The organism is Isoptericola sp. NPDC056618, from assembly GCF_042792715.1.
Taxonomy (GTDB): Bacteria; Actinomycetota; Actinomycetes; order Actinomycetales; family Cellulomonadaceae; genus Isoptericola; species Isoptericola nanjingensis.
This window is the reverse complement of record NZ_JBHTVZ010000019.1, coordinates 38196-54578: the sequence shown is the minus strand read 5'-3', so window position 1 is coordinate 54578 and position 16383 is coordinate 38196. Positions and strand designations below refer to the sequence as shown.

The window sequence follows — 16383 nt, the reverse complement described above, 5'->3', positions numbered from 1 at the left end:
CGTCGAGACCCTGTCCGACGGCCGGGGCAATCGTAGCGGGGGCCTCCCCGTACACCGCACCGGATGACCACGGATCGGTCACGCCCGACCGCGGAAATCCGCCGCAACCGGGCGGCGGCCGCGGAACATTTCACCCCCGCACGACGACGGCCCCGGTCGGTCGCGAGGACCGGCCGGGGCCGTGGATGCGACGCCGTCGCGCGAGGTCAGAGCCCCAGCGCCGCCTGGATGGGCTCGAGCGTGAAGTACACGAGGAACATGGCCGCGGCGACCCACATGAGCGCGTGGATCTGGCGCACCTTGCCGAGCGCGAGCTTGATGATCACGAACGCGATGAAGCCTGCGCCGATGCCGTCGGCGATGGAGTACGTGAACGGCATGATGATGATCGTGAGGAACGCGGGGATGGCGATCTCCACGTTGCGCCACGAGATGCCGGCGACCTGCGCCATCATCAGGTAGCCCACGAAGACGAGGGCGGGCGCGGCGGCCTCGTAGGGCACCAGCGCGACGACGGGCGACAGGAACGTCGCGAGCAGGAACAGGGCGCCGGTGACGACGGCGGCGAAGCCGGTCCGCGCGCCGGCGCCGACACCCGTCGTCGACTCCACGTACGCGGTGTTGGACGACGTGCTGCCGACGCCGCCCAGGACGGCGGCGAGGGAGTCGGCCACGAGGATGGCGCGCGTGCGCGGCGGGTTGCCGTCCTTGTCGAGGAGCTTGCCCTCGGCGCCGACGGCGACCATGGTGCCCATCGTGTCGAAGAAGTCCGCGATGAGCAGCGAGAAGACGATGAGGACCACGGACACGGCCGCGATGTTCTGGAACGAGCCCAGCAGGGAGAACTGACCGATCAGGCCGAGGTCCGGCGTCGTGACCACGCCCGAGAACGTGGGCGCGTTGAGGTTGAAGCCGTCCGGGTTCTCCGCGCTCTTGGCGCCGATGTGGAGCGTGTTCTCCAGCACGACGGCGAGCGCCGTCGCCGTGACGATCGCGACCAGCATGGCGCCGCGCACCTTGCGCACGAACAGGACGATGGTGAGCACGAGGCCGACGACGAACACGAGCATCGGCCACGTGCCGAGGTTGCCGAGCGCGACGATGGTGCCCTCGCCGGGCACGACGAAGCCGGCGTTGACGAGGCCGACCAGCGCGATGAACATGCCGATGCCGACGCTGATCGCCGTCTTGAGCTCCACGGGCACGGCGTTGAACACCGCCTCGCGGAACCCGGTGAGCACGAGGATCAGGATGATGATGCCCTCGATCACCACGAGACCCATGGCGTCGGCCCAGGTGACCTTGTCGATGCTGGCGATCGAGTACGCGACGACGGCGTTGAGCCCCAGGCCGGCGGCGAGGCCGAGCGGGTAGTTCGCGAAGACGCCCATGAGGAGGGTCGCGACCCCGGCGATCAGCGCCGTGGCCGCGGCGACCATGCCGAGCGACTCCGGCGTGGCCTCGGTGCCGCCGCCCAGCACCTGTCCGGTGCCGTCGGGCACCGTGCCGATGATCAGCGGGTTGAGCACGATGATGTAGCTCATCGCGAAGAAGGTCACCAGACCGCCGCGGATCTCCGCGCCGATGGTGGAGCCTCGTTCGGTGATCTTGAAGAAGCGGTCGATCGCGCTCAGCTCGCCCTGCGGCGGCGCGGTGGTCTGGTTCGCCATGAGCAGAATCGTGCCAGATCCTGTGAAGGACTCCTGCACGGAAACCGTGTGGTGACGCGGAATTCACACCGGTGACGCGCGGCAGGGCGACGACCGGTCAGTACGCTCCCCGCCCCGTGACCACGGCCTTCGCGGTCCGGGCGAGGATGAGCAGGTCGCCGAAGACGGTCCAGTTCTCCGCGTAGAAGACGTCGAGCCGCACGCCCTCCTCCCACGACAGGTCGGACCGCCCTCCCACCTGCCACAGCCCGGTGAGGCCGGGCTTGACGCGCAGCCGCCGCCGCACGCGCGCCTCGTACCTCGACACCTCGGCGGGCAGCGGCGGCCGCGGCCCGACGAGCGACATCTGGCCGGCGAGCACGTTGAACAGCTGCGGCAGCTCGTCGAGGGACAGCCGGCGCAGCACGCGCCCGACCGGGGTGATGCGCGGGTCGTCGTGGAGCTTGAAGAGGACGCCGTCGCCGTCGCTGGGTCCGGTCAGCACGGTGTGCTCGCGGTCCGCGCCCTGGCGCATGCTGCGGAACTTCAACATCTCGAAGGTGTGGCCGTCGCGCCCCACCCGGTCCTGGCGGAACAGCACGGGCCCGCGGCTCGTGACCCGCACGGCGAGGGCGACCACCGCCATCAGGGGCAGCAGGAGCAGCGTGATGAGCGCGGCCCCCGTCCAGTCCACGACCGACTTGAGCACGTACCGCGGCCCGGTGAAGCGCGGGGCGTCGACGTGCAGCAGGGACACCGACTGCTCGGGGGTGACGGTGATGCGCGGCCCCGCGACGTCGGCCAGCTCGGCGGTGAGCATGAGGTCCACGCCGACGGGCTCGAGCTCCCACCCGAGGCGCCGCACGACGTCCGCGGTGATCGCGTCGGACCCGCTGACCGCGACGCAGTCGGCGCCCACCTGGGCCGCCATCGTGCCCGCGGTGCGCAGGTCCCCGAGGACGGGGACGCCGAGGATCTCCTCGCCCGGCCGGATGTCGTCGGACGTCGGCACGCACACCCCGACGATCCGATAGCCGGACGGGCGGTCGTTGAGCTCGTGCACGAGCCGCTCGACCTGGTCCCGCAGCCCCACCGCGAGGACGAGGGTGACGCACCCGCCCTCGCGCCGCCGCCGGTGCAGCCACTCGCGGCACAGCCACCGCCCGAGCAGGAGCGCGACGACGCCGGTGGGTACCGCGACGAGCAGGAACAAGGAGATGCCTGGGCGGGCGAGCAGCAGCGCGAGCAGCGCGAGCGGGGCCACGAGCCGCCACGACGCGTCGAACACCCGCTGGTACTCGGCCGGCCCGGACGCGAACACCCGCACGTCGTAGGCACGGGCGGCCCACAGGCTGCCGAGCCAGGCGGTCACCAGCACGACGACGGACAGCAGCTGGTCTCCGAGCACCCACGGCGTGACGTGGTCGTGCACGACGACGCCCCGCACGACGGCGGCGGCCACGGCCGCGGCGACCACCACGACGACGTCCGTGCGCACCAGGCGGCGGCGGTAGGAGGTCTGCCACGACCCGGCACGGAACGAGTCCCGCACCTCCTTGAGGCGCGCGGCCCGCAGCGCGGCGGTGCGCGACCGGAGCGGCTGGCCGATGTCCGAGACGGTGATCACGGTGGCCTCCTCTCCCGGGTCGAGCACCGCACCTGTGCGCGGTGGCGTCACCAAGGTAGGAGCGTCGCGGGGCTTTCGGAGAGCCTTCCGGCGGCCTTTCACCCCGCCTTTCACCCGACGCCGTTTTCACCCGTTGACCTGCGGTTTCACCCGCTCTTCAACCGCACCGTCGCGTCATGGCCGTGGTGCCCCGGACGACTGCCGCCGCGGGCCACGGTCCTGGCAGCCGAGACATAGGATGGGCGGGTGCCCTCGCTCGTCCGCCTGCTCACCCATCCCGAGGAGCGCCGTCCCGGCCCGCCGCCGCTGCGCGTGGACCTGCGGCGCGTGCTGCTCGGCGGCATCGGCCTGTGGGCGGTCGCTCTCGTCGCGACGGTGGTCGTGTACGCCCTCGGCGACGCGACGGAGGAGGCGGTGATCACCTGCGTGGCCGGCATCCTCCTCGGCGGTGCCGGCCTCCTGTGGGAGCGCAAGCACCGCGGCGAGTACCGCGGCGAGGACTGACCGTCCCGGGCCTCAGCGTCCCCACTTGGCGGCGGGCGCCTGCCAGGCGTCCAGCGCGTCGAGGAGCGCCGAAGGCGTGTCCGCGACGACCAGCGCGTCACGGTAGGTCGACGCGAGGAAGCCCTCGGCGACCATGTGGTCGACCATCGCGAGCAGCGGTCGCCAGAACCCGCCGACGTCGTACAGCGCCACCGGCTTGGCGTGGATGCCGAGCTGCTGCCACGTCCACACCTCGAACAGCTCCTCCAGGGTGCCCGCGCCGCCCGGCAGGGCGACGAACCCGTCGCCGAGCTCGCCCATCCGCAGCTTGCGCTCGTGCATGTCGGCCACGACCTCCAGCCGCGTGAGGCCGGGGTGCGCGATCTCGCCGTCGACCAGGGCCTGCGGCATGACGCCCAGCACCTCACCGCCGCGCGCGAGCGCGGCGTCGGCGATCTCGCCCATCAGCCCGACGCGGCCTCCGCCGTAGACGACGCCGACACCCCTCCCGGCCAGCGCCTCGGCGAGGTCGCGGACGGCCGCGGCATAGCGCGGGTCGCGGCCCGCCGACGAGCCGGTGAAGAGGGTGAGGCGGCGCAGCGCGCCTCCGGTCGAGGTCGTGAGGTTCCGCGGTTCGAGCACCCGGACATCGTAGGGAGGTCCGGCCGTTCGTCGGCCACGCGGGGATCAGCCCCAGGCGGTCGTGACCCACAGCTCGGCGGCGCGCTCGGGCGCGGCCAGCACGGTGGCCAGCAGTGCGCAGCGGTCGGGCCGGCCGAGGACGTCGGCGAGCGCCGCGGCGAGGCCGGCCCGGTCGGTGGCGTGCGCGCGCCCCTCGGCGTCCACCCACCACGGCACGGGGCTGCCTGCCACGGACAACCGGCCGTGCTCGAACCACACCGCGGGCAGCCGCGGGTCCAGGGCGGCGACGCGCTCGTCGAGCTCCCGCTCGCGGCCCGGCCCGTCGGGGGCGGGCAGCCCGTCCTCCCCCACCACCGGCAGGTCGAGCAGGTCGGCGACCGCCGCGACCTCCGCCTCGGGCACGGGCAGCACCGCGCCCAGCACGGCCCAGCGCGCCGTGCCGGCCACCTCGACGTCGTCGGCCCGGCGCACGACGACGTCGCTCGCGTCCAGCGTGGGCAGCCGGTCGGGCAGCGGGTCGAGGGCGGCCGCGCGGGCAGAGGGCGCGAGCCGCACCGCGAGGCCCGCGAGGCCCCGCCACACGCCGAGCGCGACCGGCAGCGGCACGGAGGTGCCGACGTCGGGCAGCCGGTCCAGCGCGGCCGGCCAGTCCAGCGGGTCGAGCCGGTCGAGCCCGTCGACCACGCCCAGCGCGCGCCGGGCCTCGGGGTCGAGCGCCGCGACGGCAGGCGGCGCGGGCGGCAGCAGCGGCACGCCGTCGTGCGCCGCGAACGGCCCGCCGAGCCGGTCGCGCAGCCACCACGCCGTGTACGACGGCGCCCCGGCCACGGGGGTGACGAGCGCGCGGCGCGCGTCCGGGTCCGCGGCGAGCGCGGCGAGCACCCGCCCCCACGGGTCGCCTTCGTCCGTGTCGTCGGGGTCGTCGTCGGGGTCGCCCACGGCGTCGAGGTCCGCGACCGCCTCCACGTCCCCGACGTCGACCCCGGGGCCGACGCGGTCGGCGAGGAACCGCAGGTAGTCCTCCCAGCCGGACAGCCAGCCGGCCGGGTCGTCGGGGCCGTGCTCGGGCTCGGGGTCCGCGGGATCGGGCGTGAGCACGTCGGCCACCCGGTAGGTGTCGACGTCGGCCCGCACCCCCAGCGCGACGAGCAGCGGCGCGGGGTAGTACGCGACAGCGGCGCGCGTGACGGGCGCGAGCCCCGGCATCGCCGCGGCCGCCCACGAGCCGGGCAGCACCGCCTCGCGCGCGGGGCGCCAGCCGTCCTCCGTCGGCACCGGCAGCTCGCCGAGCCAGAACGGGAAGTCGTGCCCGCCGCCCGCGTGCGCCAGACGCGCGAGCGCGAGCACGTTCTGCACCACCTCGCGCGGCCCCTCGTCCACCGGCCCGACGAGGGTGGGGGCCGCGACCGCGCCGGTCGCGGGCACCTCGTCCGCGCCGTCGAGCAGCGCCTCCGACGCCGCCAGCGCGAGCGCCCGCACGCCCGGGTCGTCCAGGAGCGCGCGCGGGCTGGTGGACGACGCGCCCGCCCGGACCAGCAGCGGGTGCGCCGCGTCCGGGTGCACGACGCGCACGCCGAGCGTCCGGGCGACGGCGGCGAGCGCGGGGTCGTCGTCGTCCTCCGGCAGCACGACCGTGCCGCGCACCCCGGACGCCGTCCGCCCGTCCGCGAGCGGCACCCGCGCGCCGGCCAGCGCCTCCAGCACCCCCGGGTCGGCGGCGTACGGCTCGAGCGCGTCGCACAGCGCGTACCAGCGCGCGGCGGGCAGGCCGCCGGGCAGGTCGGCGACGACGTCGGCGAGGGTCGTGGGCGTCGCGCCCAGCCGCCGCGCGACGCCCTGCTGCGACGTCGTGAGCGCCACCAGACCCGGCACGACGCTGGCCAGCACGCCGACGAGCCGCGGGTCGTCGCCCGCCGCACCGACGAGCACCGTCGCGTCGGCGGGGGCGACCCGGGCCGCGACGGGCCCCGCGTCCTCAGCGGGCGACGTCGTGTCGGGGGGCGCCGGGAGCAGGGGCGCCGAGCGCAGCGCATCGAGGGCGGCGTCGCGGACGGCGGCGTCGAGGTCACCGGCCGGCATCCCGCCGGGCACGAGGTCGAGCACGTCCGCTCCCCGCTCGGGCGCCAGCCCGGCCAGCAGGTCGGCGTACGCGCGCCCGGCCTCGGCGGTGAGGCGGTCGGTCAGCGGCCCCGGGAGCACGCGACGGCGTCCCGGGTCCACCGGGAACGACGCGACGAGCAGCGCCGGGAACGTGAGCGGCACGTCCGTCGGGGTGGGCGCGTGCAGCACGACGCCGCCGTCCGCCTCGACGCCGTCGCCGGACGTGCCGGCGTCGTCCCGTCGCACCGCCCACGCGACGGACCAGCGCGGGCGCCGCTGCTCGAGCGGCAGGTCCGCCGTCTCGTCGTCGGCGACCTCTCCCGACCGGCGCAGCACCTCCCACCGGTCGTCGACGTCGGCGAGCACCCGCGACGTCGTCCCCCCGTCGTCGCCGTGGACGGCGACCGAGGCGAGGGCGGGCAACGCCAGGAGCAGCGCGTCGTCGACGGCGTCGAGCTGGGCGCGCACGGAGGCGACCGCGTCGTCGTCGCGCAGCACCAGCTCGACGACGGTCGCGAACCCGCCCCGCTCGTCGTCGGCCCCGTCGGCCCCGTCGCCCAGGGCCGGCGCCGGGAACGGCAGGCGCAGCACCGGCAGGTCGTCGCCGCGCCCGGCGACGGCGTCGCGCAGCGCGGAGCCCTCCGGGGCGACGTCGTCGAGCAGCTCGCGCGTCGCCACCAGGGAGAACCGCACCCCGCCGGAGCTGGAGCGCACCGTGACCTCGTCGGAGACCGCGCGCACCGCCGCGAAGCCGACGCCGAAGCGGCCCACCTCTGCGGGGGTCCCTGCCGGGGCCTGGGCGGGTTCGACCGACGGGGCCGACTTCGCCGACGCGCGCAGCGACGCGAGCGACGCGACGCCGTCCGCCGTCAGCGGTGCGCCCGTGTTGGCGGCGGCGAGGACGGCGACCCCCCGCGGGTCGCCGGCGAGCTCGGTGAGGCGCAGCAGCAGCCGCCCCGGGAAACCCGCACGCGCGGCCGCGTCAGCGGCGTTCTGCGCGAGCTCGGTCACCACACGGTCGCGGTAGTAGCCGCGCGCGTGGTCCTCCTCCGCGTTCGCGTCCTCCCGGAAGCGCGTGCCCGACCCGAGCCACGCCTCCGTGACCGCGTGCCGCAGCGCGGCGGTCCCGAAGACGTCGCCCGTCACTCGGCGTCGGGGCGCTCGGGAGCGGGGTCCGCCTCCGCGGCGTCGGTCGTGCCGTCGCGGGCGGCGTCAGCGGTCGTGCCGGCGGTCTCGTCCGCGCCCTCGGCCCTGTCGGCGGGCGTCCGCGGAGCTCGCGGCCCGACCGTCACGGCCTCCACCCGGAGCTCGTCGATGAGCGGCGCGTCGGCCGGCCAGTCGCTCGGGGGGTGCGGGGCGTCGGTCTCCGAGTGCGCGCCGCAGCCGTGGTCCAGCGACACGACCTTGCCGTCGTCGGGCGACCACGCGTTGGCGCAGACGCCGAAGAGCTGGCCGAGCGGGCCCTGCAGCGGCACGAGGAAGCCGCACGTCGTGCACTCCGCCGGCGAGGCGACCGCGCCCGGCGCCGTCGGGCCGCGCGACCCGCGGTACCAGCGCTCGGCGGCCTCGTCGCGGCCCTGCGGGGACAGCACGCGCTCGCGCGCCAGGGCGAGCTCGTCGATCGCGACGGAGTCGAGCTCCTCGTCGCCGGTGGCCTTCCAGCCGGGCTCGAGGCGCGGGTCGTCGGCCTTGAACGGCAGCGTGTCGCCCGGGCCGACGTCGCCCGGGCGCAGCCGCTCCGACCACGGGAGCCACGCCGGGGCGAGCAGGGCGTCGTCGCCGGGCAGCAGCTCGACCTCGCACACGGTGGCGACCTTGCCGCGCGGCACGCGCGCCAGCGTCACCGTCCAGTGCCAGCCGCGGTAGCCCGGCATCGTCGCGGCGAACCGGTGCGACATCAGGCGCTCGCCCTCGGCGACCGTGCCCAGGTGCTCGCCGACGTCCGACGGCGACGTCGCGCCCTCCTGCGCGGCCTCGCGCGCCAGGTCGACCGCGCCCAGCAGCACGGCGTCCTTGCGCGCGCGGGAGCTGACCCGCGTCGTGCGTGCGGGGGCGTCAGCGGCAGCGGTCACCATGTCGTCGTCCTCTTCGTGCTCGTCATGTCCTCGTCTCGGGCCCTCGTCTCGGGCGTGGTCGCCGGCCGGAGCGTCAGGAGTCGAGGTCGTCGGCGACGGCGCGCAGCAGCGTGGCGACGCGCTTGCCCGCCGTGGCGTCCGGGTACTTGCCTCGCTTCAGCTGGTCGCCCACGCGGTCGAGCACCTTGATGAGGTCCTCGACGATGCCGGCCATCTCGGACGGCGCCTTGCGCTTGGCCTTGGCCACGGACGGCGTCGGGTCCAGGAGCTTCACGGACAGCGCGGACGGGCCGCGGCGGCCGTCGGCCACACCGAACTCGACGCGGGCGCCGGGCTTGACGCTCTCGACGTCCGAGGGCAGCGCGGAGGCGTGCAGGAAGATCTCCCCACCGTCCTCGCTGGCGATGAAGCCGAACCCGCGCTCCGCGTCGTACCACTTGACCTTGCCGGTGGGCACCTGAACCTCTTCGTGCTCGTCGTCGACTACGGCCCCGCGCCGGTGCGCGGAGCCGGATCCGGCCGGTGCACGGGCGCGCGCCCGGCACACGGCCAGACGCTCAGGCTACCGGCCGGCGCGGCAGGGTGCCGCATCGGTCCGGGTCGACCGTTCCCCGTTCGCGCCGAACAGGCGGTTGACACCGTGATCGGGTGTTTTCGCCGCCCATTCCGGCACTCACCGCCTGGTCGGCGTCGGTCCTGGTCCGCGACCGTCAACGAGTGATGCCGAGGTCGGCGGCCAGGCGGAGGGTGACGGCGTCGAACCACGCCTCCGGGTCGGCGACGGAGCCGACGAGGTGCCCGAAGATCTCGAACGACACGGTGCCGAACAGCGTGGTCCAGGCCATGAGCGCGCGGGCGACCAGCTCCGTGGGCGCGTTCTCGACGATGCCGCGCGCGGCGACGAACTGCCGCGCCGGGTCGACGACGGCGGTCGCGTCGGGGGCGCCGTCCGGCGCGGGGCGCGGCGTCGCGCCGGACGCGTGGGCGCGCGCCACGACCGTCACCAGCACGCGGACGACGCGGGTGGCGGGGTCGACGGTGTCGCGCGGCGCGGCGTACCCGGGCACCGGCGTGCCGTACAGCAGCCCGAGCTCCGCGGGGTGCGCCACGGCCCACGCCCGCAGCGCGCGGCAGGCGGCGAGCCAGCGCGCGGCGGCGTCGTCGCGGTCGGCCACGGCCGCGTCGGCGTCCTCGACGGCGGCGCCGAGCTCGTCGTAGCACTCGACGATGAGGGCGGTGAGCAGCGCGTCACGGCTGGGGAAATAGCGGTAGACGGCGGAGGAGACCATCCCGACGTCGCGCGCGACGGCGCGCAGGGACAGGGCGGCCGGACCGTCGGTCGCGAGGCGGGCGCGGGCGGCCGTGCGGATCTCGCGGGTGAGCGTCTCCCGGGCGAGGGCGCGGGCGGTGCGGGGTGCGTCGGCCATGCGCCTCAGCCTGGCACGCGAGAGCATCGACCACAAACGAGAGCACCGCTCTTGCCATGGGGCGTCGGCAGTGTCATGCTCGACCCAGCAGAGAGCACCGCTCTCGGATTGGAGCACCAGTCATGACCGACCGCCACCTGATCGTCGGCGCCGGGCCCGTGGGCCGGCACGTCGCCGCCCTGCTCGCGGAGCGCGGCTCCGACGTCACCGTCGTCACCCGCAGCGGCCGCGACAGCGGGCTCGCCGGCGTCGCGCACGCCGCACTCGACGCGTCCGACGCCGACGCCCTGACCCGCGCGGCCGACGGCGCCGACGTCCTGTACAACTGCGCCAACCCCGGCGACTACACGCAGTGGGAGCGCGCCTGGCCGCCGCTCGCGGCCGCGTTCCTCTCCGCCGCCGAGCGCTCGGGCGCCGTCTACGCGATCACCGGCAACCTCTACCCGTACGGCCCGGTCGACGGACCGATGACCGAGGACCTGCCCGACGCCGCCACCGACCACAAGGGGGTCCTGCGCACCCGGATGTGGGCCGACGCCCGCCGCGCGTTCGAGGAGGGCCGGGTGCGCGGCGCCGTCGAGGTCCGGGCGTCGGACTACATGGGCCCCGGCGTCGGCGGCAACGGGCACGTCTCGCGCGTCCTCCCGGCCGCGCTGGCCGGGAAGCGCGTCACGATGATGGGCCGCACGGACCTGCCGCACACGTTCACCGACGTGGGCGACGTCGCGCGCACCCTCGTCGCGGCGGCCGAGGACCCGGGCGCGCACGGCCGCGCCTGGCACGTGCCGAGCAACGCGCCGCGCACCCAGGCGCAGGCCCTGACCGACGTGCTCGCCGCCGCCGGGCACCCGCCCGTCCGCCCCCGCTCGCTGCGCGGGCCGGCGCTCGCCGCCGTCGCCGCCGTCTCCCCCTTCATGCGCGAGGTGCGCCAGCTCGTCTACCAGTGGGAGCGCCCGTACGTCCTCGACGACTCCGCCGCACGGGACCGCTGGGGCCTCGAGCCCACCCCGTGGGACGAGGTCTGCCGTCGCACCGCCCAGGGCTGACGACCGCCACCCGCGCGTAGCATCGATCAGATGGCCAGCACGTCGCCCCGGGGCACGGCGGAGGCCGACGTCGCGGACGGCGCCGGCAGCACGGACGCGCCCCGCACCTTCACGGAGGCGATCCGCGCACGCGACGACGCCGAGCTGCTCGCGCTGCTGCGCGCCCGGCCGGACCTGGCCACGCCGTCGCCGTCCACGCTGCGCTCCCTGGCGGCCCGCGCGTCCAGCCGCACGGCCCTCGAGCGGGCGCTGGCGCACGCGGACGCGCGCACCTTGCAGACGCTGGAGGCGGTGGTCGCGCTCGCCGGCAACGGCCCGGTCTCCCCCGACGACGTGCGGCACGCGGTCGGTGCCGACGAGGGAGGGTCGGCCGTCGAGCGTTCGCTCGCCGACGCGCTGACCGCGGCGCTCCTCTGGGACGCGGGCGAGCCCGGGCACCCGGACCTGCGCCCCGCGCCCGGTCTCGACGACGTCCTCGGCCCGCACCCCGCCGGCCTCGGCCCGGCCCGCCCCGACGAGCGCAGCCAGCCGACGGGCGGGGACGCGCGCGACGTCACCCTCCCCGACCTGCCCCGCGGCGGGCGCGAGGTGCTGGACGCGCTGACGTGGGGGCCGCCGATCGGCCTGGTCCCGGCGCCGGGCACGCCGGCGCGGGCCGCGGTGGACGCCCTGGTCGACGCGCGGCTGCTGCTGCGCACGGACGCCCGGCACGTGACGCTGCCGCGCGACGTCGGGCTGGCGCTGCGCGGCGGGCGCACGCACCGTTCCCCGGAGCTCGCGCCGCCCCGGCCGGACGGGCGCGCCGTGCCGGAGCCCGCCGTCGACGCCGAGGCCGCGAGCGCCGCGCTCGAGCTGGTGCGCCGGGTGGACCTCCTGGTCGCCGCGTGGGACGACACGGCCCCGGCGGTGCTGCGCAGCGGCGGCCTCGGCGTGCGCGACCTGCGCCGCACGGCCCAGGCGCTCGGCGCGGACGAGGCGGACACGGCGTTCGTCGTCGAGGTGGCCGCCGCCGCGGGGGTGGTGGCCGACGACGGCGAGGCGCCGCCGTCGTACCGGCCCACGACCGTCGCCGACCGCTGGGAGGTGATGGACGACGCCGAGCGCTGGGCGCTCCTCGCCGCGGCGTGGGCGGGCTCGCGGCGCACGCCGTGGCTGGTGGGCTCTCGCGACGAGAAGGGCAGCCTGCGCGCGCCGCTGTCCCCCGACCTGCACCGCGGCTGGGTGCCGCGGCTGCGCCGTCAGGTGCTCCAGGTCCTGGCCGCGCAGCCCGGCACCGCGCTCGACGTCGACGCCGTCATGTCGGTGCTGCGCTGGCACGCGCCGCGCACCGTGCCGCCGGAGCAGGCGGTCGCCGGCCTGCTGACGGAGGCCGCGCTGCTCGGCGCGACCGGCGCGGGGGCGCTGTCCGGCCCCGGCTCCGCCCTCCTCGCCCTCCTGTCGGACGCACAGCGCACCGGGGCGGACCACGCGTCCGACGACGGCCTCGAGGGGGCGCTGCGCGCGGCGCTGCCGCCGGAGGTCGACGAGGTGCTGCTGCAGGGCGATCTCACCGGCATCGTGCCGGGCCGGCCGTCGCAGGCACTGGCCCTCCTGCTGGAGCGGTCGGCCGACGTGGAGTCTCGCGGGGCGGCGACGACGGTGCGCTTCTCGCCGTCGTCGGTGACGCGCGCGCTGGACCACGGCGCGACGGCGGACGAGCTGCTCGACGCGCTGGCGCACCGCTCGCGGGTGCCCGTGCCGCAGCCGCTGGAGTACCTGGTGCGGGACACGGCGCGGCGGCACGAGTCGCTGCGGGTGGGGTCGGCCGGGTCGTACGTGCGCGCGGCCGACCCGACGGTCCTCGCCGGGCTCGCGGCGGACCCGCGGCTCGCGCACCTGGGCCTGGTGCGCCTCGCCCCGACGGTGCTGGCCGCGGCGGTCCCCGCCGCCGAGCTGCACGACGCGCTGCGCGCCCGCGGCCTGCTGTCCGCCGTCGAGGGCCCCGACGGCCGCGTGCTCAGCGCGCGCCTGCGCCGCCCGCCGCGCCCGGACCGCACCCCGCGCGACCCGCGCCGCGGCCCGGCCGCCGAACCGGAGACGACGTCGGACGACGCCCGCGCGCACCTCGTGGCCCGGCTGCGCGCCGCGGACGCCGGCGACGCGACGGCGGTGGACCGGCTGGCCGCCTCGCACCGCGCGGCAGGGGCGCCGCCGGGCCGCGGGGTCGCGACCCCGCCGGAGCCCGTGCACGGCGGCCGGGGCGCCGCGACGACCGGCCGGTCCCGCACCACCGAACCCGGCGACGCGCTGGCCACCCTGCACGACGCGCTGCGCGACGGCCGCGTCGTGTGGATCGAGATGGTGGGCGCGTCGGGCACGCTGGAGCGGCGCGCGCTCAAGCCGCTGCGGCTCGACGGCGGCCGGCTGCGCGCGCTGGACCCGGCGCGCGAGGCGGAGCTCACCGTCGCCGTGCACCGCATCGCCGGTGTGGAGCCGGTGGACGGCTGACCTCGCCGGACACCCGCACGGAACAACCGCGCCCGCCCGCGGCGTTGACACCCTGGATCGCCACCCCCCGAAGAAGGAGCCGCATGACCGACGGCCCGCTCATCGTGCAGAGCGACAAGTCCATCCTGCTGGAGGTGGACCACCCCCGCGCCGACGACGCGCGCCGCGCCATCGCGCCCTTCGCGGAGCTGGAGCGCGCGCCGGAGCACGTGCACACGTACCGGCTCACCAGCCTGGGGCTGTGGAACGCGCGCGCCGCGGGGCACGACGCGGAGCAGGTCGTGAACACCCTCATCGAGTACTCGCGCTACCCGGTGCCGCACGCGCTGCTCATCGACGTCGCCGAGACCATGGGCCGCTACGGCCGCCTCACGCTCGCCACGCACCCCACGCACGGGCTGGTCCTCGAGGCCGGCGACCGCGCCGTCCTGGCCGAGGTGCTCAAGTCGAAGCGCACCGCCGGCCTGGTGGGCGACCGCATCGACGACGAGACCGTCGTCGTGCACCCCTCCGAGCGCGGCCACCTCAAGCAGGTCCTGGTCAAGCTGGGCTGGCCCGCGGAGGACCTGGCCGGGTACGTCGACGGCGAGAAGCACGAGATCGCGCTCGCCTCCCCCACCCACCCGCGCACCCCGCACGAGGAGCCGAAGGCCTGGGAGATGCGCCCCTACCAGGCGCAGGCGGTGGACGGCTTCTGGCACGGCGGCTCCGGCGTCGTCGTGCTCCCCTGCGGCGCCGGCAAGACGATCGTCGGCGCGGGCGCGATGGCGAAGTCCGGCACCACGACCCTCATCCTCGTGACCAACACCGTCAGCGCCCGGCAGTGGCGCGACGAGCTGGTGCGCCGCACCACCCTCACCGAGGACGAGATCGGCGAGTACTCGGGCTCCCGCAAGGAGATCAAGCCCGTCACGATCGCGACCTACCAGGTGCTCACGACCAAGCGGAAGGGCGTGTACAGCCACCTCGAGCTGCTCGACGCCCGCGACTGGGGCCTCATCCTCTACGACGAGGTGCACCTGCTGCCCGCGCCGATCTTCCGCATGACGGCGGACCTGCAGGCGCGCCGCCGCCTCGGCCTCACCGCCACGCTGGTGCGCGAGGACGGCCGCGAGGACGAGGTGTTCAGCCTCATCGGCCCCAAGCGCTACGACGCCCCGTGGAAGGACATCGAGGCGCAGGGATACATCGCGCCCGCCGACTGCGTCGAGGTGCGCCTCACGCTGCCCGAGCACGAGCGGATGGTGTACGCGACGGCCGAGCCGGAGGACAAGTACCGGCTCGCCGCGTGCGCGCCGGGCAAGAACCGCGTCGTGGAGCGGATCGTGGCGCAGCACCCGGACGACCAGGTGCTCGTCATCGGCCAGTACCTGGACCAGCTCGAGGAGCTCAGCGCGCACCTCGACGCGCCGCTCATCACGGGCGCGACGACGGTCCGCGAGCGCCAGAAGCTGTTCGCCGCCTTCCGGGAGGGCGAGATCAGCCGGCTCGTGGTGTCGAAGGTCGCGAACTTCTCCATCGACCTGCCGGAGGCGTCGGTCGCGATCCAGGTGTCCGGGTCGTTCGGGTCGCGCCAGGAGGAGGCGCAGCGGCTGGGGCGCGTCATGCGGCCCAAGGCCGACGGCCGGACGGCGCACTTCTACGCCGTCGTCGCCCGCGACACCGTGGACCAGGACTTCGCCGCCCACCGGCAGCGGTTCCTCGCCGAGCAGGGGTACGCGTACCGCATCGTCGACGCGGAGGACCTCGAGGCCCCCGACGCCGCGCGGTAGTCCGGACGACGACGGCGTGCGGGCATCCGCCCGCCGTCGCACGGTGGCCGCATGACCCGTTTCGGCTACACCCTGATGACCGAGCAGGCCGGCCCGAAGAGCCTCGTCGAGTACGCGGTGCGCGGCGAGCGGGCCGGCTTCGACTTCGAGGTCATGAGCGACCACTACTTCCCGTGGTTGGACGCGCAGGGCCACTCCCCGTACGCGTGGAGCGTGCTCGGGGCCGTGGCGCACGCGACCGAGCGCGTGGGGCTCATGACGTACGTGACCTGCCCGACCCTGCGCTACCACCCGGCCGTCGTGGCGCAGAAGGCGGCGACGGTCGGGCTGCTCTCCGACGGCCGGTTCACCCTCGGCCTCGGCGCCGGCGAGAACCTCAACGAGCACGTCGTCGGCGCCGGCTGGCCCGCCGTCGACGAGCGGCACGAGCTGCTGGCGGAGGCCGTCGAGATCATCTCCGTGCTCTTCAGCGGCGACCTCGTCAGCTACCGCGGCGACCACTTCCAGGTGGACTCGGCACGACTGTGGGACCTGCCGGACGTGCCGGTCGACATCGGCGTGGCCGTCTCGGGCCGGCAGTCGGTCGAGCACCTCGCGCCGCTCGCCGACCATCTCGTGGCGACCGAGCCGAAGGCGGGCCTTGTCGAGCGGTGGGACGCCGTCCGCGAGGATGCGGCGCTGCCACCGTCGCGGAAGATCGGCCAGATGCCGATCTCGTGGGACCCGGACCCGGACGCGGCGATCGCCCGCGCGCACGAGCAGTTCCGCTGGTTCGGCCTCGGCTGGCCGGTGAACGCCAACCTGCCCACCACCGAGGCCTTCGACCGCGCCACCGCGTTCGTCCGCCCCGAGGACGTCGCGGACTCGATCCCGTGCGGCCCGGACCTGGACGCGGTCGTCGAGGCCGCCTCCGCCTACTGGGAGGCGGGGTTCACGGACCTGGCGCTCGTGCAGATCGGGGACGAGCGCCAGGGCCAGTTCCTCGACGAGGCGGCCGGCCCGCTCCTGGAGCGGTTGCGGTCCGCCGCCCCGGGCGACGTCGAGGGCGGCGCCGAGGGTGGCGTCGAGCCCTGAT

The 16383-nt window shown here is 76.1% G+C and carries 12 protein-coding genes; 5 read left to right on the top strand and 7 right to left on the bottom strand.

Annotated features, from left to right (window positions below):
• Positions 1–206 precede the first annotated feature (206 nt).
• Together ACFQ8T_RS18350 and ACFQ8T_RS18345 are read right to left on the bottom strand one after the other, a co-directional pair.
• The gene (locus ACFQ8T_RS18350) at positions 207–1670 is read right to left on the bottom strand and encodes an NCS2 family permease (protein WP_430547916.1); all 1464 of its coding nucleotides are present in this window, start codon (positions 1668–1670) and stop codon (positions 207–209) included.
• 97 nt (positions 1671–1767) lie between these two features.
• A complete protein-coding gene (locus ACFQ8T_RS18345; RefSeq protein WP_430547915.1) occupies positions 1768–3276 on the bottom strand; it encodes a sugar transferase in 1509 nt (502 codons plus the stop codon).
• Positions 3277–3522: 246 nt separating this feature from the next.
• Here ACFQ8T_RS18345 and ACFQ8T_RS18340 point away from each other — a divergent pair, with 246 nt between their 5' ends.
• Positions 3523–3780: a DUF2530 domain-containing protein gene (locus ACFQ8T_RS18340; RefSeq protein WP_430547914.1), complete on the top strand. Its 258-nt coding sequence runs from the start codon at positions 3523–3525 to the stop codon at positions 3778–3780.
• Positions 3781–3792: 12 nt separating this feature from the next.
• Here the strand turns inward: ACFQ8T_RS18340 and ACFQ8T_RS18335 are convergent, their stop codons facing one another.
• The 5 genes from ACFQ8T_RS18335 to ACFQ8T_RS18315 form a co-directional block, all read right to left on the bottom strand.
• Positions 3793–4401, bottom strand: coding sequence for a TIGR00730 family Rossman fold protein (locus ACFQ8T_RS18335; RefSeq protein WP_430547913.1), 609 nt, complete (start codon positions 4399–4401; stop codon positions 3793–3795).
• Positions 4402–4446: 45 nt separating this feature from the next.
• Entirely contained in the window at positions 4447–7647 is a 3201-nt protein-coding gene (locus ACFQ8T_RS18330; RefSeq protein WP_430547912.1) for a sacsin N-terminal ATP-binding-like domain-containing protein, read from the bottom strand.
• The gene (locus tag ACFQ8T_RS18325; protein ID WP_430547911.1) at positions 7644–8576 is read right to left on the bottom strand and encodes a DUF3027 domain-containing protein; all 933 of its coding nucleotides are present in this window, start codon (positions 8574–8576) and stop codon (positions 7644–7646) included. The genes ACFQ8T_RS18330 and ACFQ8T_RS18325 overlap by 4 nt, the downstream gene beginning before the upstream one ends.
• Before the next feature lie 73 nt (positions 8577–8649).
• On the bottom strand, positions 8650–9033 hold the full coding sequence (locus ACFQ8T_RS18320; protein ID WP_430547910.1) for a cold-shock protein: 384 nt from the start codon (positions 9031–9033) through the stop codon (positions 8650–8652).
• A gap of 253 nt (positions 9034–9286) precedes the next feature.
• The gene (locus tag ACFQ8T_RS18315) at positions 9287–10003 is read right to left on the bottom strand and encodes a TetR/AcrR family transcriptional regulator (RefSeq protein ID WP_430547909.1); all 717 of its coding nucleotides are present in this window, start codon (positions 10001–10003) and stop codon (positions 9287–9289) included.
• Between the two features lie 122 nt (positions 10004–10125).
• On the opposite strand from ACFQ8T_RS18315, the gene ACFQ8T_RS18310 reads away from it, so the two are divergent.
• From ACFQ8T_RS18310 to ACFQ8T_RS18295, 4 genes are all read left to right on the top strand, one after another.
• Positions 10126–11049 (top strand): NAD-dependent epimerase/dehydratase family protein, encoded by a 924-nt coding sequence (locus ACFQ8T_RS18310; RefSeq protein ID WP_430547908.1) that lies wholly within the window; start codon positions 10126–10128, stop codon positions 11047–11049.
• Between the two features lie 30 nt (positions 11050–11079).
• On the top strand, positions 11080–13536 hold the full coding sequence (locus ACFQ8T_RS18305) for a helicase-associated domain-containing protein (protein WP_430547907.1): 2457 nt from the start codon (positions 11080–11082) through the stop codon (positions 13534–13536).
• Positions 13537–13619: 83 nt separating this feature from the next.
• Positions 13620–15308, top strand: a complete 1689-nt coding sequence (locus tag ACFQ8T_RS18300) for a DNA repair helicase XPB (RefSeq protein WP_430547906.1) — start codon at positions 13620–13622, stop codon at positions 15306–15308.
• A 51-nt stretch (positions 15309–15359) separates the two neighbouring features.
• Entirely contained in the window at positions 15360–16382 is a 1023-nt protein-coding gene (locus tag ACFQ8T_RS18295; RefSeq protein ID WP_430547905.1) for a TIGR03557 family F420-dependent LLM class oxidoreductase, read from the top strand.
• Position 16383 lies beyond the last annotated feature (1 nt).